Annotated in this window: 20 protein-coding genes; 15 read left to right on the top strand and 5 right to left on the bottom strand. The window is 38.3% G+C overall.

Features of this window, described 5'->3' with window-relative positions; all coding sequences use genetic code 11:
• The first annotated feature begins 1 nt into the window (after nucleotide 1).
• From KG732_RS00490 to KG732_RS00475, 4 genes are read left to right on the top strand one after another with little or no spacing between them, the layout of a single operon-like run.
• Nucleotides 2–1,030, top strand: a complete 1,029-nt coding sequence (locus KG732_RS00490; protein WP_213520162.1) for a glycosyltransferase family 2 protein — start codon at nucleotides 2–4, stop codon at nucleotides 1,028–1,030.
• Entirely contained in the window at nucleotides 1,030–1,575 is a 546-nt protein-coding gene (locus tag KG732_RS00485; protein WP_213520159.1) for a serine O-acetyltransferase, read from the top strand. Before KG732_RS00490 ends, KG732_RS00485 begins: the two co-directional genes overlap by 1 nt.
• Entirely contained in the window at nucleotides 1,575–2,795 is a 1,221-nt protein-coding gene (locus tag KG732_RS00480) for a glycosyltransferase (protein WP_213520157.1), read from the top strand. The genes KG732_RS00485 and KG732_RS00480 overlap by 1 nt, the downstream gene beginning before the upstream one ends.
• A complete protein-coding gene (locus KG732_RS00475; protein WP_213520155.1) occupies nucleotides 2,792–3,859 on the top strand; it encodes a glycosyltransferase in 1,068 nt (355 codons plus the stop codon). Before KG732_RS00480 ends, KG732_RS00475 begins: the two co-directional genes overlap by 4 nt.
• A gap of 179 nt (nucleotides 3,860–4,038) precedes the next feature.
• Here the strand turns inward: KG732_RS00475 and KG732_RS00470 are convergent, their stop codons facing one another.
• From KG732_RS00470 to KG732_RS00460, 3 genes are read right to left on the bottom strand one after another with little or no spacing between them, the layout of a single operon-like run.
• Entirely contained in the window at nucleotides 4,039–4,395 is a 357-nt protein-coding gene (locus KG732_RS00470) for a carboxymuconolactone decarboxylase family protein (RefSeq protein ID WP_213520153.1), read from the bottom strand.
• 4 nt (nucleotides 4,396–4,399) lie between these two features.
• On the bottom strand, nucleotides 4,400–5,236 hold the full coding sequence (tatC, locus tag KG732_RS00465) for a twin-arginine translocase subunit TatC (RefSeq protein ID WP_213520151.1): 837 nt from the start codon (nucleotides 5,234–5,236) through the stop codon (nucleotides 4,400–4,402).
• Between the two features lies 1 nt (nucleotide 5,237).
• Entirely contained in the window at nucleotides 5,238–6,203 is a 966-nt protein-coding gene (locus tag KG732_RS00460; RefSeq protein ID WP_213520149.1) for an SIS domain-containing protein, read from the bottom strand.
• An 85-nt stretch (nucleotides 6,204–6,288) separates the two neighbouring features.
• Here KG732_RS00460 and recQ point away from each other — a divergent pair, with 85 nt between their 5' ends.
• From recQ to KG732_RS00425, 7 genes are all read left to right on the top strand, one after another.
• On the top strand, nucleotides 6,289–8,481 hold the full coding sequence (recQ, locus tag KG732_RS00455) for a DNA helicase RecQ (protein WP_213520147.1): 2,193 nt from the start codon (nucleotides 6,289–6,291) through the stop codon (nucleotides 8,479–8,481).
• A 364-nt stretch (nucleotides 8,482–8,845) separates the two neighbouring features.
• The gene (locus KG732_RS00450; protein ID WP_213520145.1) at nucleotides 8,846–9,778 is read left to right on the top strand and encodes a peptidylprolyl isomerase; all 933 of its coding nucleotides are present in this window, start codon (nucleotides 8,846–8,848) and stop codon (nucleotides 9,776–9,778) included.
• Between the two features lie 433 nt (nucleotides 9,779–10,211).
• Nucleotides 10,212–11,303 carry a BT_3928 family protein gene (locus tag KG732_RS00445; protein WP_213520143.1) on the top strand — a complete coding sequence of 364 codons (1,092 nt, stop codon included), beginning with the start codon at nucleotides 10,212–10,214 and terminating at the stop codon, nucleotides 11,301–11,303.
• Nucleotides 11,300–12,373 (top strand): ABC transporter permease, encoded by a 1,074-nt coding sequence (locus KG732_RS00440; RefSeq protein WP_213520141.1) that lies wholly within the window; start codon nucleotides 11,300–11,302, stop codon nucleotides 12,371–12,373. The genes KG732_RS00445 and KG732_RS00440 overlap by 4 nt, the downstream gene beginning before the upstream one ends.
• A gap of 269 nt (nucleotides 12,374–12,642) precedes the next feature.
• A complete protein-coding gene (gene tpiA / locus KG732_RS00435) occupies nucleotides 12,643–13,395 on the top strand; it encodes a triose-phosphate isomerase (RefSeq protein ID WP_213520139.1) in 753 nt (250 codons plus the stop codon).
• Nucleotides 13,396–13,650: 255 nt separating this feature from the next.
• On the top strand, nucleotides 13,651–14,508 hold the full coding sequence (gene prmA / locus KG732_RS00430) for a 50S ribosomal protein L11 methyltransferase (RefSeq protein ID WP_213520137.1): 858 nt from the start codon (nucleotides 13,651–13,653) through the stop codon (nucleotides 14,506–14,508).
• Nucleotides 14,509–14,561: 53 nt separating this feature from the next.
• Nucleotides 14,562–14,837 (top strand): ATP-dependent Clp protease adaptor ClpS, encoded by a 276-nt coding sequence (locus KG732_RS00425; RefSeq protein WP_213521162.1) that lies wholly within the window; start codon nucleotides 14,562–14,564, stop codon nucleotides 14,835–14,837.
• Between the two features lie 96 nt (nucleotides 14,838–14,933).
• Here KG732_RS00425 and KG732_RS00420 read toward each other — a convergent pair whose 3' ends face one another.
• Complete coding sequence (locus KG732_RS00420) at nucleotides 14,934–15,611, bottom strand: M24 family metallopeptidase (protein ID WP_213520135.1); 678 nt, start codon at nucleotides 15,609–15,611, stop codon at nucleotides 14,934–14,936.
• A 398-nt stretch (nucleotides 15,612–16,009) separates the two neighbouring features.
• On the opposite strand from KG732_RS00420, the gene KG732_RS00415 reads away from it, so the two are divergent.
• Genes KG732_RS00415 through KG732_RS00400 form a run of 4 tightly spaced genes read left to right on the top strand, consistent with a single transcriptional unit; the run spans nucleotide 16,010 to nucleotide 21,167 of the window.
• The gene (locus KG732_RS00415) at nucleotides 16,010–16,696 is read left to right on the top strand and encodes a TetR/AcrR family transcriptional regulator (protein ID WP_213520133.1); all 687 of its coding nucleotides are present in this window, start codon (nucleotides 16,010–16,012) and stop codon (nucleotides 16,694–16,696) included.
• On the top strand, nucleotides 16,683–18,356 hold the full coding sequence (locus KG732_RS00410) for a peptidase domain-containing ABC transporter (RefSeq protein WP_213520131.1): 1,674 nt from the start codon (nucleotides 16,683–16,685) through the stop codon (nucleotides 18,354–18,356). The genes KG732_RS00415 and KG732_RS00410 overlap by 14 nt, the downstream gene beginning before the upstream one ends.
• Nucleotides 18,357–18,358: 2 nt before the next feature.
• Nucleotides 18,359–19,717, top strand: coding sequence for an HlyD family efflux transporter periplasmic adaptor subunit (locus tag KG732_RS00405; RefSeq protein WP_213520129.1), 1,359 nt, complete (start codon nucleotides 18,359–18,361; stop codon nucleotides 19,715–19,717).
• On the top strand, nucleotides 19,704–21,167 hold the full coding sequence (locus KG732_RS00400) for a TolC family protein (RefSeq protein ID WP_213520127.1): 1,464 nt from the start codon (nucleotides 19,704–19,706) through the stop codon (nucleotides 21,165–21,167). The genes KG732_RS00405 and KG732_RS00400 overlap by 14 nt, the downstream gene beginning before the upstream one ends.
• 25 nt (nucleotides 21,168–21,192) lie before the next feature.
• Here the strand turns inward: KG732_RS00400 and rluF are convergent, their stop codons facing one another.
• The gene (rluF, locus tag KG732_RS00395; protein WP_213520126.1) at nucleotides 21,193–21,924 is read right to left on the bottom strand and encodes a 23S rRNA pseudouridine(2604) synthase RluF; all 732 of its coding nucleotides are present in this window, start codon (nucleotides 21,922–21,924) and stop codon (nucleotides 21,193–21,195) included.
• Between the last annotated feature and the right edge of the window lie 70 nt (nucleotides 21,925–21,994).

The following is a 21,994-nucleotide window of genomic DNA, read 5'->3' as shown; positions in this document are numbered from 1 at the left end:
ATTGAAGACTTCCCTCATCATTTGCACCTACATGCGTCCAGAACCTTTATCTAGGTTGCTGGAATCTGTGAGGTCACAAACCCAACTACCTGATGAGGTATTAATTATTGATGGCTCTACTGATGATAAAACGGAGTTGTTACTTCAAGATAGTTCCAGTCTTCATTCAAGTTCGAGTTCAAGTTCAAGTTCGAGTTCAAGTTTAAGATATTACAAAGTACCAGCTGCACATCGCGGCTTGACCAAACAACGAAATTACGGAATTGATAGAGTAGGTACGGATATAAATATTGTTGCTTTTCTAGACGACGATACCATTCTTCAGGAAGATTATTTTAAAAGTTTACTAGACACCTATACTAAATTCCCTAAAGCTATAGGAGTCGGCGGCTATATTAGTAATGAGATTTCTTGGGAGGTTTCACCAACAGAAGATAAAAACGACCTTAATTATTTCTATTATGATGGTTTCCGTCGTAAAGAAAGCAGCCGGTATACACTGAGGAGAAAATTAGGTCTAGCTCAACACACCCCTCCAGCAGTTTATCCCGCATTTGGGCATGGTAGATCCGTCAGTTTCTTACCACCCTCAGGCAACATTTATCAAGTAGAACAATTGATGGGCGGTGTGTCTAGTTTTCCGTTATCCGTATTAAAAGAACATAAATTTTCAGAATATTTTGAAGGATATGGCTTATATGAAGATGCAGATTTTACCTTAAGACTTTCCCATATAGGTGATCTATATATCAACACGGCAGCACAACTAGAGCACCATCACGATGCGGCAGGAAGACCAAATAAGTATGCTTATGGAAAAATGGTCGTACGCAACGGCTGGTACGTATGGCGTGTTAAGCATCCCCATCCATCCTTTAAAAGTAAGTTGAAATGGTATCAAATCACCTTATTGCTTACTGCTATTAGATTTCACAATATCTTTACTACTCACGAACGCAAAGAAGCATTTACTGAAACAATAGGAAGGAGTGTAGGAATCATCAGCTTACTCTTCCATAAACCTAAATAATGAAGCTTTTTAAAGACATAAAAAGATATACCGATTATAGTGGGAAACCTGCTATTATCATGCTATTAACACAGCAAGGTTTGTGGGCCTTATTTCAGTACCGCTTCTTTAACTGGATTTATACTTCAACCTTACCTAAGATTTTAAAATCGCCTCTATTGGGAATAGGAGTTTGTCACCAAAAAGCAGTGGAGGTGCTTACCGGAATCACATTGCCTTATTCTGCTCAAATAGGAGAAGGGTTGTACATAGGGCATCATTCTGGAATCATTATTAATGCAGGAGCCATCATTGGAAAAAATTGCAATATATCCCAAGGAGTGACCATTGGAGTAAGTGGTAAAGGAAACTACCGAGGAGCGCCTGTCATAGGAAACGAAGTCTATATAGGAGCAAATGCTACCCTAGCTGGAAAGATTTTTATTGGTAATAAAGTTATGGTAGGAGCCAATTCTTTAGTTGTAAGAGACGTCAGTGACGGAGTAACTGTTTTAGGTGTTCCTGCTGTAGAAATAAGTAAGAACGATTCAAGCGCTTATATCTAATGAAATTACTTATCATTTCTGATGCACCTATTCTTTTTGAAAGTAAGGAGAAGGTCGCTTATGCACCATACGTTAAGGAAATGAATATGTGGATGAAATATGCGGATTCAATTACATATGTTTGTCCAACTAGATACCAACGTTCCTTGCTTACTACAGCTTTGGATCGTCAAGATGTTGAAATAAAAAGTGTCAAACGTCTTGAATTTCACAGCCTATTTTCAGCCATCAGTTCCTTTTTTAGTATACCCTATCAATTTACGGTTTTGTGTTTCGCTTTCGCGAAAGCAGATCATATTCACTTGCGATGCCCAGGAAATCTAGCTTTACTGGCTGTTATGGTACAAATCTTATTTCCGAGTAAAAGGAAGACCGTTAAATATGCCGGAAACTTTGATCCTCAAGCGCCGCAACCTATGGCTTATAGATGGCAAAAGAAACTGCTTTCCAATACCTTCCTCACAAAAAATACAAAGGTATTGGTCTATGGAGAATGGCCCAATCCAACTAAAAATATCCAAACCTTCTTTACAGCTACGTATAGCAGGAATCAGATCCAGCCTGTAGCCAATAAGAATTGGAAGGGACCTTATAAAGCCGTTTTTGTAGGAACCCTGGGAGCCAATAAAAGGCCATTAGAAGTTTTTGAACTAGTAAAAGAACTAAGGGCTAACGGAATTGCTATTTCTTTAGATTATTACGGGGATGGTCCTTTAAAAGCAGTCATTGAAAACCTTGTAAAAGCAGCTGGGTTAGAAGATCATATTAGCTTGCACGGTAATGTGGAGAACAGTATTGTTACTCAAGCTTATCAAAAGGCACATTTCTCCTTTCTATTATCAAAAAGTGAGGGTTGGCCCAAAGCCGTCGCTGAGGCCATGTTTTGGGGGTGTATACCTGTAGCAAGTAAAATAAGCTGCGTCCCCTGGATGCTGGGAATACCAACTTCCCACTTCCAACTTCCCACTTCCAATGCAGATAAAGAAACCCACCCTTTAGGGCTAGGCAAATGTATGGATAACACTCAGCGAGGTATCTTGATCAATGATATAGCACAAGCTGGAACACTAGTGGTTGCATGCCTAAAACAACCAGAACTCTTAGAGCAGATGTCACGAGCTGCTGCGGCCTGGTCGCAACAATACACCCTGGATGATTTTGAAAGAGAAATTGCTTTGCTTTTAAAAGAAATGCATTTACCAAAAGCCCCAAAAAGATGAAAGTGCTTCAAATTATAGACAGTCTGGAAGCCGGTGGCGCAGAACGTATGGCGGTAAATATTGCTAATGTGCTCGCTAAAGAAGGTCACGACTCCCATCTTTGTGTGACTAGAAAAGAAGGCTTGCTTCAACAAGCAATTGCCCCAGAGGTAGCCTATCTTTTTTTAAACAAGAAAGGCAAGATAGGATGGCGAGCTATTTTTAAATTGAGGAGTTATATACAACAGCATCAAATAGAAGTACTTCATGCGCACAGTACGTCTGCTTATATAGCGGTGCTCGCATTAGTTGTATTGAAGAACCCACCTAAACTGATCTGGCACGACCATTATGGTAAGGCTGACCAATTGGATCAAAGGCCCCATAACATATGGAAGTTGATTTCTGTATTTTTTGACCAAATTATAAGCGTTAACAAGCGATTAAAAACTTGGGCAGAGCAGGAGCTGAATTGTAAAAAGGTGCGCTACTTAGAGAACTTTGCTGTAAAAGTTTCGACGGTTCCGCTTTTGAGCCCGCTGGCTGGAACTGTGGGAAAACGCATCGTCTGTCTTGCCAACTTAAGGGAACAAAAAGACCAGCTCCGTCTGCTTCAAGCTTTTGAAAAGTTAGCGCCAGAATATCACGAATGGACCTTACACCTCTGTGGTCAGGATTTTCAGGATGCCTATTCCAAAGAATTGAGGCGTCACATACAAAATCCAGTTCTTGTAAGTCGTGTTTTCTTATTGGGATCAAGACCTGATGTCACAGCCGTTCTTAATGCCTGTGATATAGGAGTGCTCTCTTCTAAGTCAGAAGGATTGCCGGTCGCTTTATTAGAGTATGGATTGTGTGAATTACCCGTAGTTGTTACTGATGTAGGCGCTTGTAAAGAGGTTGTAGCTGATTGCGGGCTCGTTGTTCCTCCAGAAAATCCAGAGCTTTTAGCAGCAGCTCTAGAAGAACTGATCTCAAATCGCAAATTACGAGATCTTCATGCGGTTCAATTCCGAGAACAGGTACAACAGCATTACAGCAGTGAGCTATATGTAAAGCAGCTTTTGGAGGTTTATCATTCTTAAGCTATGGTCCTTACTTCCCCAAGATTAGTACAGGGCAGTCATTATGCATGGCTCTAGTCGGAAGCAAGAAAGGGGCAAACTTGTTAGTCATGGTATACCAACATTTGCGAGCGCAGCGAGCAAATCAACCTGCCTACTGAGACTGAAAACAGATTCCAGCTACTAATAAATTCCCTTAATTATTTACTGGCAGCGTGCTGCTCGATAGCATCCCAGTATTCATAAGCACGTCGCAGATGAGGGATTACAATGGTTCCACCCACTAATGTGGCGATGGAAAGTGCTTCTACGACTTCTTCCTTAGAAATACCTTCTTTATGGCTGGCTTCTAAATGGTATTTGACACAGTCATCACATCTCAGCACAGTACTGGCAACGAGGCCTAAGAGTTCTTTAGTTTTCTTATCTAAGAAACCTGCTGCAAAAGCATTAGTATCTATATTAAAGATGCGTTTGATGATTTTATTGTTGTCTTCAATAATAGCATCATTCATTTTTGCGCGATACGCATTGAATTCTTCTACTGGATTGCTCATAAAATTATGGGGTAGCTAATTTCTTTTCTCTTCTTTTTTGTCGGTAAAGCACAAATTTAGAGATGAAAATACTCACTTCGTATAAAATTAACACAGGTATAGCAACTATTATTTGACTGGCAACATCTGGTGGTGTGATAACAGCTGCCACTATCAGTACAATAACCAAGGCATACTTCCTGTTTTTTCTCAATCCTGCGGGGGTAGCAAGACCTATTTTAGTTAAGAAATAAATGATGACTGGCAATTCAAAAAGCAAACCAGAAGCTAAAATAGAAGCTCTGATATATCCTATATAACTGGATAAACTAGGTTCGGTAGATATTTCTGGACTTAAGTTATAGGTCATCATAAAGTGCACGGATAAAGGAGCAATTACAAAATAACCAAAGGTCACTCCTATAAAAAACAACAGAGAGCAAACAATAATAAAACCGCTGCTGTATTTTTTTTCCGTCGTTTTTAATCCAGGTGATATAAACCTCCATACTTGGTACAAAACCCATGGAAAAGCAACTACAAAACCTACTAAAATAGAGGTCCAGATGTGAGTAGAAAACTCATCAGACATCTCTCTAGATTGTACTTTGAAATTAAAATCTGGATTGCAAAAATCACTGACAATGCCAAAATACTTTCCAAAGTCACAAAAGAATTCATAGGTGATAAACGTACCTCTCTTAGGTCCAAAAATGATGACGTCAAAAATAAAATCCGTAAAAATCCCTGCAATTACAGCACCGATTAAAATTCCAACTATAGAACGTATCAATGACCAGCGCAGTTCTTCTACGTGATCTAGGAATGACATGTTATTAGGGTCTACTTTTTTACGAGCCATGTTAAACGATTCCTTCTCTTATTAAATCATGAATATGCACCACACCAGCATAACCGTCTTCATTGACGGCGATCAATTGAGAGATGTTTTTTTCTTCCATCAACTCTCGAGCTAGTACGGCCATAGAATCAGTGGTAATGGTTTTGGGATGTGGGCTCATTATATCACTAGCCACTAGGTCATCGATGTTTTTACCGCTGGAAAGCATGCGTCTTAAATCACCATCGGTAATAATTCCTATAGCTTGACGATTTTCAGTTACTACCGTCATGCCCAACATGTTTTCTGTCATATTCACAATCACCTCTCTTAAAGTGGTGGTCGCTTGTACTTCTGGCTGGTTGTTTTTCTCGCTGATGTCGTGAACACGCAAGTATAATTTTTTACCTAGGGCGCCACCTGGGTGGTACCTTGCAAAATCTTTATCAGTAAAGCCTTTTAATTCTAATAAACTTACCGCAAGCGCGTCCCCTATAACCAGTTGCGCAGTAGTGCTAGTGGTAGGAGCCAGGCCATTAGGACAAGCTTCTTCTTTAATCGCTGCATGAATCACAAAGTCTGCTTCTTTTCCTAAAAAGGAATCTCTTTCACTTGTTATAGCAATCAATTTATTATTGAAATTTTTGATCAACGGCACCAGTACTTTAATCTCTGGAGTATTCCCGCTTTTTGAAATACAGATCACCACATCATTGCTTTGTACGATGCCTAAGTCACCGTGTATCGCATCGGCTGCATGCATAAAGATCGCAGGTGTTCCGGTAGAGTTCATAGTAGCTACTATTTTCTGGGCAATAATCGCACTTTTACCTATTCCTGTAATAATTACCCTGCCTTTGGAGTGGTGTATGTGCAGTACCGCTTTCGCGAAAGCGGAATCAATACCATCCACAAGATCTGTAATAGCTTGTGCTTCAATGCGAATCGTTCTTCTCGCAACTTCTAAAACTTTATTTTCTTCTTCCAAAAATGATTAGTTTTATCTATAATTTGCAATAAACAAATTATATCGTAAATTTAGCTTACAAAGATAAACAAAACGCAGCAGCCGCATGGCAGATACGCAAATAGGATTAGAAGAAAATCTAAAGAAATATTTTGGATTTGGGCAATTTAAAGGATTGCAAAAAAAAGTCATCACAGCACTACTTAATAAAGAAGATTGTTTTGTCATCATGCCTACGGGTGGTGGTAAGTCACTTTGTTACCAGTTACCCGCGTTGATGCAGGAAGGCACAGCTATTGTTGTTTCTCCATTAATTGCATTGATGAAAAATCAAGTCGATGCCATACGCGGCGTGTCTGATCACGATGGCGTAGCACACGTGCTCAACTCCTCTCTTTCTAAAGCAGACGTGCAACAAGTAAAAGAAGACATTGCAAGCGGTATTACTAAATTGCTTTATGTGGCGCCAGAGTCACTGACCAAAGAAGAGTATGTTGATTTTTTAAAACAACAAAAAATATCTTTTCTAGCCGTAGATGAGGCGCATTGTATTAGTGAATGGGGACATGATTTCCGTCCAGAATACCGAAACTTGCGCAAGATCATCGATCGCATAGGGTCAAATATTCCCATTATAGGACTTACAGCTACTGCTACTCCTAAGGTGCAAGAAGATATTCTAAAGAATTTACAAATTACTAATGCCACTACTTTTAAAGCTTCTTTTAATAGGCCCAATCTTTTTTATGAAGTGCGCCCTAAAACGGAAACGGTAGATACTGATATTACTCGTTTTATAAAACAAAATGACGGAAAGTCTGGTATTGTATATTGTCTGTCTCGCAAGCGAGTGGAAGGTCTTGCTCAGGTGTTACAAGTAAATGGAATCAAAGCAGTTCCATACCATGCAGGACTAGATGCCAAAACAAGAGTATTACATCAAGATATGTTCTTGATGGAAGATGCAGATGTCGTGGTGGCGACCATAGCCTTTGGTATGGGAATCGACAAACCAGATGTTCGCTTTGTTATTCATCATGATATTCCTAAAAGTATCGAATCTTATTATCAAGAAACCGGTCGTGCAGGACGCGACGGTGGAGAAGGACATTGCCTCGCGTATTACTCTTATAAAGATATTGAAAAATTAGAAAAATTCATGTCTGGAAAACCTATTGCCGAGCAAGAAATAGGTCATGCACTCTTACAAGAAATGGTAGGGTACTCAGAAACGAGTATGAGCCGTAGACAGTATATCTTACATTATTTTGGAGAACAATTTGATCCAGCCACTGGTGCAGGGGGTGATATGGATGACAATATGCGCAACCCAAAGCCTCAAAAACAAGCAGTAGAAGAAGTGAAAAAACTAATTCAATTGATTGAAACAGCAGGTGAACGTTACAAATCTAAAGACATTGTCAATATCCTGATGGGTAAAAATAATGCCATGATCTCTAGCCATAAGCTAGATCAACACGACTATTTTGGAAGTGGAAAAAATAAAGAAAAAGCCTTTTGGACGGCCTTGATACGTCAGGTATTGGTCGCTCGTTTGATCAAAAAAGATATAGAAACTTACGGCACGCTAAAAGTGCTGGATGCAGGTCGGGAATTTGTCACTTCGGGAGAGACATTCATGATGAGTGACGATCACACCTACCATGAGTCTTCTGACCAAATCGTGGGGGCTTCCACAGGTGGTGCTTTAGATGTACAATTAGTGAAATTCTTAAAAGATTTACGCAAAAAAGTAGCTTTACAAAAGAAAGTGCCACCCTATGTAGTATTCCAAGATCCTTCTCTAGAAGATATGGCAACTAAGTACCCCATCACTATGGAAGAAATGGCAAATATCCATGGAGTAGGGGAAGGAAAAGCAAAAAAGTACGGAAAACCATTTGTAGAATTGATCTCTACATATGTAGCAGATAATGACGTCTTAAGGCCAGATGATTTAATCATTAAGAGCACAGGGGCAAAATCTGGAAATAAATTGTACTTCATCACTAGTATAGACCGCAAGCTCAACTTTGACGACATGGCAAGTGCAAAGGGAATGGACATGAATAATCTGATCCGTGAATTAGAGAGCATCGTTTATAGTGGCACCAAATTAAACCTGGGTTATTGGATTGATGAAATACTGGATGAAGAACAGCAAGAAGAACTCCATGAGTATTTTATAGAATCAGAATCGGATAAAATAGACGCCGCGATAGAAGAATTTGATGGGGATTATGAAGAAGAAGAACTGCGTCTGTATAGGTTGAAGTTTATTAGTGAAGTAGCTAATTAAGTGTTGCACTCTATTTAACATTTCATAACGTATAAAAGTCCCAATTGGAAGATTCCTTCTGGGACTTTTTCTATCATCAAGTTAACGATGTTATTTTTTAAAGGAAAAATGAAGGTTAAAGGGGTAAAGTGCTGTTTCAAATTTGGCGAACATAAATGCAGTTGGTGTTCCTACCTAATTTCTAATACAGTTACCTAACAAAAAGGTTTGGCGAGAAAAAAAGAAGAAGCCAAGTGATTAATACAGAAAAAATATGGAAGGTATTATAAAATTAGGCCTCTGTAAATAAGAAGCAAAAAAACCATAAAAGCATTCTGAAGACTGAATTCTAAAGAATTATCTTTGCGATCTTAAAAAAATAATAATGCAAGAAGGAATTTACGCAAAATTGGACACTACTAAAGGAGAAATCCTAGTACAACTACATTACGATAAAACACCTGGAACAGTAGGTAATTTTGTTGCTCTCGCTGAAGGGAACTTAGAGAACAAAGCCAAAGAACAAGGAATCCCTTATTACGATGGATTAAAATTTCACCGAGTAATCCCAGATTTTATGGTGCAAGGTGGAGACCCACAAGGAACTGGTTCTGGCGGACCTGGTTATAACTTTGATGATGAGTTCCATCCAGAATTACGTCATGATGCACCTGGAGTATTAAGTATGGCAAATGCAGGACCTGCAACAAATGGTTCTCAGTTTTTTATTACTCATATACCAACACCATGGTTAGATGACAAGCACACGGTTTTTGGCAACGTAATAGAAGGACAAAACGTTATAGACAGCATTGCTCAAGGTGATGAAATTATTAAAGTGAGCATTTTAAGAGAAGGTAATACAGCAAAAGCATTTAACGCGGTAGAAGAATTCCGTCAGTTTGAAGGAGCTGGGAAAAAACGCGAAGAGCAAGCTAGAAAACAAGCAGACCAAGAGATGGATGAGATCGCTATGGGTTTTGATAAAACAGAAAGTGGTTTGCGTTATAAAATCATCAATCAAGGTGATGGTCTACAAGCGGAAAAAGGAAAAACAGTTAGTGTTCATTATAAAGGAATGCTTCCTAACGGTAAAGTGTTTGACTCTAGTTATGACCGCAAGCAGCCTATAGATTTTGCTTTAGGAATGGGGCAAGTCATCGCAGGATGGGATGAAGGGATCCAACTTTTAAAAGTAGGAGACAAAGCCCGTTTCGTGATTCCATCTCACATGGCTTATGGAAGTGCTGGTGCAGGTGGTGTTATTCCACCAGATGCTACCTTAGTGTTTGATGTAGAACTGGTTGCTGTAAAGTAATAAGTACTCCGATATCTTTTTAAAAAAGCGCTGTTCTCTAGTTGAGGATGGAGCTTTTCTTATTTTGTGGTATGTGGTATGTGGAGTGGGATAACTATAGAACTCAAAGCCTTTAGCCGAGAGAAAAAGGGGGGTGTCTTTGTTAAACCTAAAGTAATGATCACTTTAAATTGGAAGATCTTATTCTTTATTAAAGAGCAATATAGGTTGTAGCGACCGCAAATTCTTAAGTAAAATAATTTCCTCAAAGAGATCCTGTCAAAAAATGTTCACAAGTTGGCGCAGTAAGATCAGGTCAAGAAGCTGTAAAAAATAATTTTCCCTCATCCCTCATCCCTCATCCCTCATCCCTCATCCCTCATCCCTCATCCCTCATCTCAAAGACTAACATATTCGCGTCTAATTCTTATATTTACCTTTTAAATAAAAAAGCATGAAAGGATTAGTAGGTTTTTGCCGTTGGTTTGTCGGTATATTATTCATATTTAGTGGTTTAATTAAATTAAATGATCCGTTAGGGTTCTCTTATAAACTGGATGAATATTTCAGTGCCGCTGTTTTAGGACTGGAGTTTTTACAGCCGTTTGCGCTTCCTATGGCTATTTTTGTAGTGATTTTTGAAGTGGTATTAGGGATGATGCTTCTCCTTGGTTTTCAGAAAAAGTTTACCATCTGGTCCATATTGTTCATGATTGTTTTCTTTACATTTCTAACGTTCTATTCCGCATATTTTGATAAAGTGACGGATTGCGGTTGTTTTGGTGACGCTATTCCGCTAACACCTTGGCAATCTTTTTACAAAGACATCGTGCTATTAGTAATGATATTGGTGTTGTTTTTTAATAGGGATAAAATAGGTTCCACTTTCGCGAAAGCCACATCCTCTATTATCATTCTCGTAGCCACTATCATCTGTTTTATTATTGCCTATTACGTGTTGATGCACCTACCTATTCTAGATTTTAGAGCCTATAAAATTGGAACCGATATAGAAGAGGCAATGAAGGAAGACCCTAGTCAGCCAGCTATTTATGGGTATGACTGGTATTATACAGTCGATGGAAAAGAGGAAATAATCACTACAGAAGGTTTGCCGCCAGAAGGTCGACCAGCTTATGACAAAGTGGAGACACGTATCATTCAAGAGGCAGCTCTTCCTAAAATTCATGACTTTTCTATAGAAAAAGATGGCGAAGACTTCACTCCAGAAATCTTAGATAAAGAAAAAGTAGCCTTTGTCATGATTTACGATATGACCAAAGCTGAAGAAGAAGGTATGCAAAAGATAGCTGCCTTTATACAACGAGCACAGAAAGCCGGTTACGAAGTGATAGGGCTGAGTGCAAATCCTATGGATCAATTGCAACCTTTACTAGAGGTCAATAATGTGGAGATCCCATTTTACACCACAGATGGGACTCAAATCAAAACTGCTGTACGTTCTACACCATCTATTATGATCATTAAAAAAGGAGTGATTACCGCCAAGTCTCATTGGAATGATTTGGAGCAACTGGCTTTATGATAAGTTATGTACTTAAAAAAATAGGCTATGCGATACTGACGTTATATGGAGTGGTGACCATAATCTTCCTGTTGTTTTACCTGTTGCCAGGAGATCCAGCGCAAATGATGCTCGGGCAAAATGAGTCGGAAGAGCAACTGGCAAATGTCAGAGCAAAATACGGATTAGACCAAAGTGTAGGAACTCAGTATTTGTATTTTCTCAATGATTTATCACCTATATCATTTCACAGTGAAGAGGCTGCTCATTTTACTTACGACGACGGACAGTACACGGGTATAGAACTCTTTACTATAAGGGCAATAGCTACTTATGTCAAATGGCCTTACCTTAGAGAATCTTTTCAAAAAACAGGTAAAAAAGTAAGTTATATTATAGCAGAAACTTTACCCAATACCTTGATTCTAGCCATAGCGGCTATAAGTATTGCATTGGTCTTGGGCTTGTTTTTAGGAGTAGTTTCTGCTTTGTATAACAACAGCTGGATCGATCAAATCATTCAACTGGTAAGTACCATGGGAATGAGTATTCCTAGTTTTTTTAGCGCTATTATTTTTGCGTTTATTTTTGGCTATGTGTTGCATGAATATACAGGCTTGAAGATGAGTGGTAGTTTATATGAAATGGATGATTATGGAGAAGGAATGCAATTGCAATGGCGCAATTTGATCTTACCTGCAGTAGTTCTTGGGATACGACCTTTAGCGGTTATTTCTCAACTCATGAGAAACAGCCTGCTGGAAGTTATGGGGCAAGAATACATTACTACAGCTTATGCAAAAGGACTCACTACCTTACAAGTGATTAAAAGACATGCGTTTAAAAATGCACTGAACCCGGTAATTACTGCCGTAAGCGGTTGGTTTGCAAGTTTGCTTGCAGGAGCCGTGTTTGTAGAATATATTTTTAATTGGAACGGTATAGGAAAGGAAATAGTAGAGGCATTAAATACCCAAGATTTGCCAGTCATTACAGGAGCTGTTCTAATCATTGCGACTTCATTTATCCTTATTAATGTTTTAGTAGATTTGATCTATGTATGGCTGGACCCACGAGTGAAGCTGGAATAACTCGCTATTCGGCTATTCAATTATTAAACAAGGAGTTGATAAATGAAGAGTAGGGTGAGTAATGCGTTGTAAATAAATATGCTACGGGATCATATCACTGCTAGGGATCATTAAAATATAATAACGTAGCAGGAGAAGTAGCTTTTTTTTCTTATCACTCGCTTCCCTAGCGCAAACGTTTTTTGCTATTTAAAAGTCAATACCTCTACAATCATTTGCACAACAGTAATAAAAACGGCAATTTTGATAATTACCTAAAAACAACAACCATGAGAAAAAATATAGTAGCTGGAAACTGGAAAATGAACTGCGATTTGCCGCAAACCCGAAGTCTTATCATTGACCTAAAAAAAGGTCTTGAAAAGGGCTTTAATTGTGAATTGATGATTGCTCCATCTCACCCTTTTTTATACCAAGCATTTAATAGCACCTCGGATACTATTATAGAAGTAGTCGCACAAAACGTATGCGAAGCTCAAAAAGGAGCTTATACAGGAGAGGTTTCTGTAGATATGTTGGACAGTGTAGGGATTAAAACCATCATTATTGGACATTCCGAGCGCAGAGATATTTATGGAGAAACAGACGAATTACTGGCTGCAAAAACTAAAACGGCTCTAGAAAAAGGCATGCGTGTGATTTTTTGTTGCGGAGAGCACCTAGAACAACGCCAAGCGGGCAAGCACTTTGAAACAGTTACTCAGCAAATTGAAAAAGGACTGTTTGGTTTTACCACCGAGCAAATGGAGCGGGTAATTGTGGCATACGAACCTGTTTGGGCAATAGGTACTGGAGAAACCGCAAGTCCAGAACAAGCACAAGAAATGCATGCACATTTGCGTTCTTTTATAGCATCAAAATTTGGAGAAGAAACCGCAAATAATACCAGTATTCTTTATGGTGGTAGCGTAAAACCTTCCAATGCTGCAGAGATTTTTGCAAAACCAGATGTAGACGGAGGTCTCGTCGGTGGCGCTTCTCTAGACGCACAATCCTTTTTGGATATTGCCCATGCATTTTAAAAACTTATTTTTTTTAGTTCTATTGCTTTAGTCACCTAATTAAGGTAGTTGGGGATGCAAGGCAGTATGAAATCTAGATTGAAGACAGTAAGTCGCAGATGTCCTGCCAGTTGATGCAGTCATCTACAACTTCAAGCGTCCATAGAAAACAATATCAAACGAACAAATACATTACATGAACACGAGTTCCATACGGGCGTTGGACAAGTATTAGAAGGTCGTTTAATTCATTTTAAAAGTTCAAGAGTTTACCATATGAAAAATAATAGTATCGATCAGATTTATGTCGAATACAGCTTTACCATAGTCCCACAAGAACCTTGGAGTGACGTGCTGATGGCACAATTGGGTGAGGTAGGTTTTGAGAGTTTTATAGAGACCGAAGATGGGATCAAGGCGTATGTGTTACAATCTTTGGATAGTGAGCATATACTGGATACCGTAGATCTTATGGATAATGACTTATGTGATCTCGCTTTCGCGAAAGCGGAACTACCAGCAACTAATTGGAATGAAGAATGGGAAAAGAATTTTGATCCGATTACAGTGAATAACCGATGTGAAGTACGCGCACCATTTCATAAGGCTAGCGGTGTCGAATTTGATATTGTTATAGAGCCAAAGATGAGTTTTGGTACAGGACACCATCAGACCACGCACATGATGATCCAGCATTTATTAGAAGAAAATGTTGCAGGTCTGGATGTACTGGATATGGGAAGCGGTACTGGAGTGTTGGGTATTCTAGCTCAAATGAGAGGTGCTGCGGCAGTGGATGCTATAGATATTGATACTTGGTGTTATGAAAATGCACTAGAGAACGTAGCGCGCAATAAAATGGATCAGGTAAATGTCATATTGGGGGGTGCCGAGCAACTGGCGGGTAAATCTTATGACTTTATCATCGCTAATATCAATAGAAATATCTTACTTCAAGATATTCCTATATATGCTAAAAGTTTAAAAAGGGGTGGAACCATACTTTTTAGTGGTTTTTACGAAGACGATTTAAAACTCATTAAAAGCAAGTGTAAGGAGTGCGGTATCGTTTACGACTCCCATCTTAAAAAAGACAACTGGATAGCTGCTAAAATGTATAAAGAATTACTTTAACGTTAGGGTTGATTTTTTTTAAATAGATTTATCATAACTTTATACCTATGAAAATGAGCATACAAGAGCAGGTACTCCCAGAATTGGAATTGGAAGTATTGGAGCAAAAGGAAAATAAAATTGTCCTTTTTAATGATGAGGTAAATACTTTTGATCACGTTATAGATATGTTGGTGGCAGCATGTGATCACACCCCTATACAAGCCGAGCAATGTTCACTTATAGTTCATTATAAAGGAAAATGCAATGTCAAGTCTGGAGATTATGACGATTTAAAGCCACGTTGCACGGCGTTGTTAGAAGCTGGATTAACGGCTGAGATCCAATAAAAATTTGCTTTCCCTTTTTTATTTTATTACTAATGAATACAACATAAATGCCAGTTTTAAATAGGTGTTTTGGGGATATGGAACTTTGAAGCTGCTTTAGAAACCAGCGAGTTGCTCAAAAAAGGAACCTATCTTTTTATGACTGTCCACCAAGTGAATTTCTATAATCCAATGACGTAGCGCTCCATCTGCCCCTATTTGATTCATAGGAGTATGATTTTCTGGATGTATGTAATTTGTTTTTACTTCTGTTTCTAATTTTTCATGCGGAAAGTAACCTATAAGGTGACCAGCTATTGGCCCACCAAATTCCCAGTCATGACGAGCCGCTAACTCGACACAAAACTCATATAACTGAGCGCCAGTAATTTCTGGATTATTTTTAAAATGTTCGTTTGCCTTGTGCCAAATCCTTTCAGAATCTACGGCCAGTTGTTTTTTATAAGGATCAGCTCCCATAACATAGGTTCTACCATAGTCTGCCTCCCATTCTTCTATAATAGGACCGAAGTCAATAAAAAGGATATCATCTTTTCTAATAGTCAAATCTGGCGGATTTTCATCATAAGGATGTAGGGTGTTTTCTCCAGCGCGAACAATACGTTTGTGCCAGTATTTTTGAATACCAAATAATTTCTCTGCCAGTTCAAAAATGTCAGTGTTGACTTCTTTTTCTGTTCTGCCCGCTCGTATAAGCTGTCTTTTTTCAATTTCTTGAAATAACAAAGCTGCTTTTTCTTCCGCTTTTTGGAGTTCTTTTAAGGTAGTTGTCATCAGGTAAAAATAATATTCTGTAAGGAATTGAGAGCATCTTTTGTTGTTAATGTACGGTCTATTTGCGGCTCAAGAGCAGCTGCAAGGATCTCTGAAGTAAGGTCAGACACTAAAATAACTAATTAACACATCACTTTAAGGCTCCCTTTTTTGCTCAATTCCGATATTCATCGAGTGTATATTTTTGTCTAAGCCCTGCAGGGTAAGTCTCGTATAAAGGTTTTGGCACCTACGGTCAGTGGCTTGTAAGGCATTGGTGTAGGGCTTTTTCTCAACACTTATTCCTCAGAAATTGAAATGGGGTACTGCCTTTTTTAAAAAGAATTGTTAATTAAAACTATTGATATCATATGATAATAGTATTACTATTATATTTGTGTGGTAAACAATACAACACAATGCAAACACTTCTCAAAAATCTTAAAGTAGAGATCAATGATAAATTATACGTCAAAGATCCTGAAAGTTCTGATTTAGGTAAACGCATCCTTAGTTGTAGTATAGAGATGATCTATGAATTGGGTTTTGAGCAATTCACATTTAAAAAGCTTGGTCTTGAGATTAAATCTAATGAAAGTTCTATTTATAGGTATTTTGAAAACAAGCATAAATTATTGCTCTACCTTACTTCATGGTATTGGAGCTGGTTAGAATATCAATTGGTTCTTCAAACATTATCCCAGTCCTCTCCTAAAGATAAATTGAATAAAGCTATTGAGATATTAACTCAAGAAGTCATACAAGACTCAAACTTTAATCACATTGATGAAGTGTTGTTAAATAAAATTGTGATTGCAGAATATTCTAAATCTTATTTAACTAAAGAAGTGGACACCGAAAATAAAGAAGGTTATTTTGCAGTTTATAAACGGTTGGTTTTAAGGCTTAAGGACATGATTGAAGAGGTAAATTCGGTTTATGAATACCCTTCTTCTTTAAGCAGTATGATCATACAAGGAGCCTTGCATCAACACTTTTTAAAAGATCATTTTGCAGCGATTACCGATTGCAATGATATCACAACACCTACGTCATATTTTTTAAATCTAGTAGATCAACTTATCATATCCAATGGAAAAAAATAAAAATATACTCACCGCCTGGCAGCGTCTGATTAGCATGCTGGAGCTGGACAAAAAAGACATCAAGCAAATCTTTTATTATGCTATTTTTGCTGGTTTAGTAGGTCTTTCATTGCCTTTAGGAATTCAGGCAATCATTAACTTAATTCAAGGAGCCCAAATTAGTACTTCGTGGATGCTATTAGTGGTATTAGTTACTTTGGGAGTTGCTTTTGGAGGGGTCTTGCAAATTATGCAAATACGAATTACCGAGAATATACAACAAAAGATATTTACTAGGTCTTCTTTTGATTTTGCCTACCGATTTCCAAAAATCAAAATGAGTGCTTTACGAGGTTTCTACCCGCCAGAGTTAGCTAACAGGTTTTTTGATACCCTTACTATACAAAAGAGCTTATCTAAATTACTAGTAGATTATCCAACGGCTATTTTACAAATTATATTTGGACTATTACTGTTATCCTTCTATCACCCATTCTTTATTATTTACGGAGTTTTACTGGTGGTTTCTGCTTTTTTTCTCTTTAAATACACCGCTGAAAAAGGGTTGAAAACTAGTCTTTTAGAATCTAAAAAAAAGTATAAAGTAGCTCACTGGCTTCAAGAAATTGCAAGATCACTGATCAGTTTTAAACTTTCTGGAATAACAAGTCACGCTGTAGATAAGAATGATGCATTAGTTTCGGAATATCTAAAGTACCGAGAGCAGCATTTTAAAGTATTGATTATACAAGCGATTCAACTCATAGGTTTTAAAGTGTTAATCACAGCAGGGCTTCTTGTTATAGGGGGATTACTTGTGCTTAGCCAAGAAATGAACATCGGACAATTTGTAGCAGCAGAGCTTATTATTTTAATCATCATAGGAGCTGTGGAAAAAATTATTTCTGGGCTAGAATCATTTTACGATATTTTAACTTCCTTAGAGAAATTAGCTCAAGTAGTAGATAAGGAATTGGAGCCTCAATCAGGAGAGCATTCTTTTAATAATGAGCAAAACTTTCATATCGAACTCGATCAAGTAACTTTTACTGTACCAGACCGAACACGGCCTATATTAGATAACATCTCACTCAAGATTTCTGAAACATGTACCATACTTATCAACGGTTCTAACGGTAGTGGTAAAGCTACCTTGTTAAGACTTATCGCTGGAATTATCGAGCCTACTCAAGGCGGTATTTATGTAAATAATTCTGATTTGAGAGGTCTCGACCTTAATTATTACCGAGCTCATTTAGGCCAGTCCTTAACCGAAGAAACCCCTTTTGAAGGTACCTTGAGGGACAATATTACCTTTGGAGATCAAAGTGTAGATGACGAGCGTATTTATTGGTCGCTTGAAAAAGTAGGCCTGATCAATTACCTTAAAAAACTACCTAAGGGATTGGACACCGTTATTTTTCCAGAAGGAAAAGAATTGAGTTATACGGTTGGTAAAAAAATTGTTCTTGCTCGCAGCATCGTTAGACATCCGAAAATGCTTATTTTAAAAGATCCATTAGACCAGTTTGATGAAGAGGAAGCATCCAGAATTATGGAATTCCTTACAGATCCATCTAATGGATGGTCACTAGTTGTAGTTAGTCAGAATAGTGAGTGGAGAAAACGTTGTGGAAGATTGATAACACTGCACGACGGTAAATTAATTTTAGATCAATAATTATGCTTAATATATCTAAAAACGAGCTCAAAGATCAGCCTAATTTGAATAATTTCAATGCGGGTAGAAAGGTGTTGAAACGCAAGCATTATAAATACTTCAATAGGTTTTTAGGTGGATTTGCGCTTTTTGCTATTATTTTAATGTTTTTTCCTTGGACTCAAAACATCACAGGAAATGGTTTTGTAACTACCTTAACGCCAGATCAACGCCCACTTACTTTACAATCTCCAATAGCAGGACGTATTGTAGAGTGGTATGTAAAAGAAGGAGATCGTGTGACTAAAGGGGATACCGTATTGAAAATAAGCGAGGTGAAAAGTGAGTATTTTGATCCCAACTTGGTGGGTCGTACGGGTCAACAAATTGATGCTAAATCGGCAAGCGTTGCCTCTTATCGTGAAAAAATAGGAGCTTTAGACAATCAAATAGAGGCACTTGCTAGTGAAAGAGAATTGAAACTAAGCCAGGCGAGAAACAAATTCATCCAGTCCCAACTTAAAATTGTACAAGACAGCATAGATCTTCAAGCGGCCAAAAATGATGAGCAAATTGCTCAAACGCAATTAATACGTGTGGAAACTTTAGAAAAAGAAGGCTTCAAGTCTTTAGCAGATGTGGAAGAGAAAAACCTAAAGGCTAGAACAACTATGGCTAAGGCTATTTCTCAACAACAAAAATTGCTGCAAAGCAGAAATGAGTTGATCAATGCAGAGATCGAGTTGAGCCGCATTAGACAAGAATATGCAGAAAAGATTGCAAAAGCTCGTGGCGATCAGTTTACGGCACAATCCAGTCAGTTAGATGTAGAAGCACAAGTTAGTAAACTTGAAACAGATCGCACCAATTATCAAATTAGGAATGACCTCTATTTTGTAACTGCGCCACAAGACGGATTTATCAATAAAGCTATTTTAGGTGGGATAGGCGAGACTTTTAAAGACGGCGAGCCCTTGATCAATATTATGCCCGCAAATTATGATCTTGCAGTAGAGACCTTTGTCGAGCCTATCGACTTGCCATTGATACACTTAGGGGAAAAGGTCCGAGTGCAATTTGACGGTTGGCCAGCTATTGTTTTCTCTGGATGGCCTAATGCCTCTTATGGAACTTATGGAGCAAAAGTTATTGCGGTAGAGACTTTTATAACCGAGGGAAAAGGGAAGTATCGTGTGCTATTGGCTCCTGACGAGAAAGACCATATATGGCCAGATGCATTGCGTCCAGGTTCTGGTGCTCGTACTATAGCTTTGTTAGAAGATGTGCCTATTTGGTATGAATTATGGCGTCGACTTAATGGTTTTCCACCCAATTACTACGTTCCGGAACCTACTAAAAAAGATAGGAATGATAAGAAATAATGCCTTTTCACTTAAGCTAGTCTTTGTTATGCTATTGGTCTCTAGCAGTTTAATGGCAGTACCGCTTTCGCGAAAGCAAAACCAACAACCAACCCCTCAAATTGTAGCTCAGGACACAACGGTAATGAGCCTTAGAGAATTTCTAGGCTATGTAAAAAAATTCCATCCCATAGTTAAACAAGCAGGACTCGTGGTAGATCAAGGTCAAGCACAATTATTAAAAGCTCGCGGTGGTTTTGACCCTAAAATTGAGGTAGATTACGATCGTAAAGATTTTAAGGGAACTGAATATTATGATGAGTTGCGAGGTGCTTTTAAAATCCCTACCTGGTACGGTGTGGAATTTAAAGCTGGAGCAGAACGCAATGAAGGAGACTTTTTGGACCCATCACTTAATGTTCCAGAAGAGGGGTTGTACAGTGCGGGAGTTAGTGTGCAATTAGGTCAAGGATTGTGGATTAATGACCGTATGGCCACCTTAAGAAAAGCAAAATTGTTCCGACAGCAAACTCAATCTGAAAGAGACTTATTGGTGAATGCCGTTTTATACGACGCTACAGAGATTTATTTTGAATGGTGGCAAGCAGCACAAGAAAAAGAACTCTTTCAGGGGATTTTAAAAAATGCTCAAATACGTCTTGCCGGTATCAAGCGTAGTGTAGAAACTGGTGATAAGGCTGTCATTGATTCTGTAGAAGCTCGCATTGCGGTAAAGACAAGACTGCTAGGATTTGAACAAGCAAAGATTGACTTTATCAAAAAAAGATTGGAACTTTCTAATTATTTGTGGCTGGATGACATTCCTGTAGAATTACAAGAAACAGTGATTCCAGAAAAAGAGCTGCTCTCCCAAATTGATGCGGCATTAGAAATTATGGGGCAATCACTAGATTTATTTACCGTAGAAAATCACCCTAAAATACTGGCGTTGCGACTTAAAATGGATCAGCTGGAGGTAGAACGACAGCTTAAAGGCAATAAGCTATTGCCTAAAATTGAAGCCAGCTATGATGCCTTATCACCAGATTGGGACAATACCAATTCATTTCAATGGAGTAATTATAAAGCAGGCTTATCTTTTTCTATGCCCTTGTTTCTGAGAAAGGAACGAGGAGATTTAAAGCTCGCACAAATCAAATTGCAGGATGCAGAATATGATGTGCTAGCCACATCCCTTGCCATTGAAAACAAGGTAAAAGCTATTTTTAGTGAGATCGACTCTTATCTAATACAAAATGACATCACTCAAGAAATAGAGCAAGATTCTCAACTCATGCTTATTGCTGAAGAGCGAAAGTTCGAATTGGGAGACAGTTCTCTTTTCTTAATCAACGCTAGAGAAACAAAGTTGATTGAAGCAAGTCTTAAAAGACTAGAAGTAGGGGTGAAATTGTTGAGTTCTAAAGCAAGGCTTTTTAATAGTCTGGCATTAGTCCCTGAGAATTTGTAATTTTTTAATACAGTTGAGCAGCTGGTTAGTCCAACGTTTTTGTGCTCTGACTGGTAAGTCTATCCATCTCCTTCAGTTCTTCTACAGTTAAATCTCTATACGTACCATGAGGGATGTCTAGTGAGACATTCATGATGCGTATGCGTTTTAACTTGGTGACTCGGTAGTCCAAATATTCACACATGCGACGTATTTGTCTGTTGAGACCTTGAGTAAGAACAATTCTAAAGGTTTTACGCCCTATTTGTTCTACTTCACATTCTTTAGTTATCGTATCGAGTATAGGGATACCTGAGCGCATTTTTTGAAGAAAACTTTCGGTAATACTTCGGTCTACGGTGACAATGTATTCTTTTCCGTGATTGTTGCGAGACCTTAAGATCTTGTTGACGATATCACCATCGTTAGTAAGGAAAATAAGTCCTTCACTCATCTTATCTAGTCTTCCTATTGGGAAAATACGTGTGGGATAATTGATGTACTCGATGATATTGTCTTTTTCTACTCTAGTATCTGTGGTACAAACGATACCCACAGGTTTGTTAAAGGCAATGTAAACCGGTTTTTCTTTTTTCTTAGAAATAGATTCCCCATCTACAGCGACGACATCATTTGGCATGACTTTAGTTCCCATTTCTGGAACCTTTCCGTTTATAGTGACACGCTCTTGCTCAATGAGTTTGTCTGCAGCGCGGCGCGAACAAAAACCTTGCTCACTTAAGAATTTATTAATACGTATTCCAGTAGTTTCTGACATATTGCAAAGGTAGGATTTTGATCCTTATGTTGCATTTCTTCAAAAGGGACTTTATGCACGCTAAAAGATT

This window comes from Nonlabens sp. (genome assembly GCF_018401815.1).
Classification (GTDB): Bacteria; Bacteroidota; Bacteroidia; order Flavobacteriales; family Flavobacteriaceae; genus Nonlabens.
The sequence above is the reverse complement of the archived record's forward strand: the minus strand, read 5'-3'. Positions and strand labels throughout refer to the sequence as shown.

Coding starts and splice junctions, on each gene's coding strand:
- KG732_RS00480 (WP_213520157.1), top strand. CDS start 1,575: ATGAAATTACTTATCATTTCTGATGCACCTATTCTTTTTGAAAGTAAG.
- KG732_RS00420 (WP_213520135.1), bottom strand. CDS start 15,611: ATGACAACTACCTTAAAAGAACTCCAAAAAGCGGAAGAAAAAGCAGCT.
- tatC (WP_213520151.1), bottom strand. CDS start 5,236: ATGGCTCGTAAAAAAGTAGACCCTAATAACATGTCATTCCTAGATCAC.
- KG732_RS00415 (WP_213520133.1), top strand. CDS start 16,010: ATGCAAACACTTCTCAAAAATCTTAAAGTAGAGATCAATGATAAATTA.
- KG732_RS00410 (WP_213520131.1), top strand. CDS start 16,683: ATGGAAAAAAATAAAAATATACTCACCGCCTGGCAGCGTCTGATTAGC.
- rluF (WP_213520126.1), bottom strand. CDS start 21,924: ATGTCAGAAACTACTGGAATACGTATTAATAAATTCTTAAGTGAGCAA.
- KG732_RS00445 (WP_213520143.1), top strand. CDS start 10,212: ATGAAAGGATTAGTAGGTTTTTGCCGTTGGTTTGTCGGTATATTATTC.
- KG732_RS00400 (WP_213520127.1), top strand. CDS start 19,704: ATGATAAGAAATAATGCCTTTTCACTTAAGCTAGTCTTTGTTATGCTA.
- KG732_RS00450 (WP_213520145.1), top strand. CDS start 8,846: ATGCAAGAAGGAATTTACGCAAAATTGGACACTACTAAAGGAGAAATC.
- prmA (WP_213520137.1), top strand. CDS start 13,651: ATGAAAAATAATAGTATCGATCAGATTTATGTCGAATACAGCTTTACC.
- KG732_RS00485 (WP_213520159.1), top strand. CDS start 1,030: ATGAAGCTTTTTAAAGACATAAAAAGATATACCGATTATAGTGGGAAA.
- recQ (WP_213520147.1), top strand. CDS start 6,289: ATGGCAGATACGCAAATAGGATTAGAAGAAAATCTAAAGAAATATTTT.
- KG732_RS00470 (WP_213520153.1), bottom strand. CDS start 4,395: ATGAGCAATCCAGTAGAAGAATTCAATGCGTATCGCGCAAAAATGAAT.
- KG732_RS00425 (WP_213521162.1), top strand. CDS start 14,562: ATGAGCATACAAGAGCAGGTACTCCCAGAATTGGAATTGGAAGTATTG.
- tpiA (WP_213520139.1), top strand. CDS start 12,643: ATGAGAAAAAATATAGTAGCTGGAAACTGGAAAATGAACTGCGATTTG.
- KG732_RS00475 (WP_213520155.1), top strand. CDS start 2,792: ATGAAAGTGCTTCAAATTATAGACAGTCTGGAAGCCGGTGGCGCAGAA.
- KG732_RS00440 (WP_213520141.1), top strand. CDS start 11,300: ATGATAAGTTATGTACTTAAAAAAATAGGCTATGCGATACTGACGTTA.
- KG732_RS00405 (WP_213520129.1), top strand. CDS start 18,359: ATGCTTAATATATCTAAAAACGAGCTCAAAGATCAGCCTAATTTGAAT.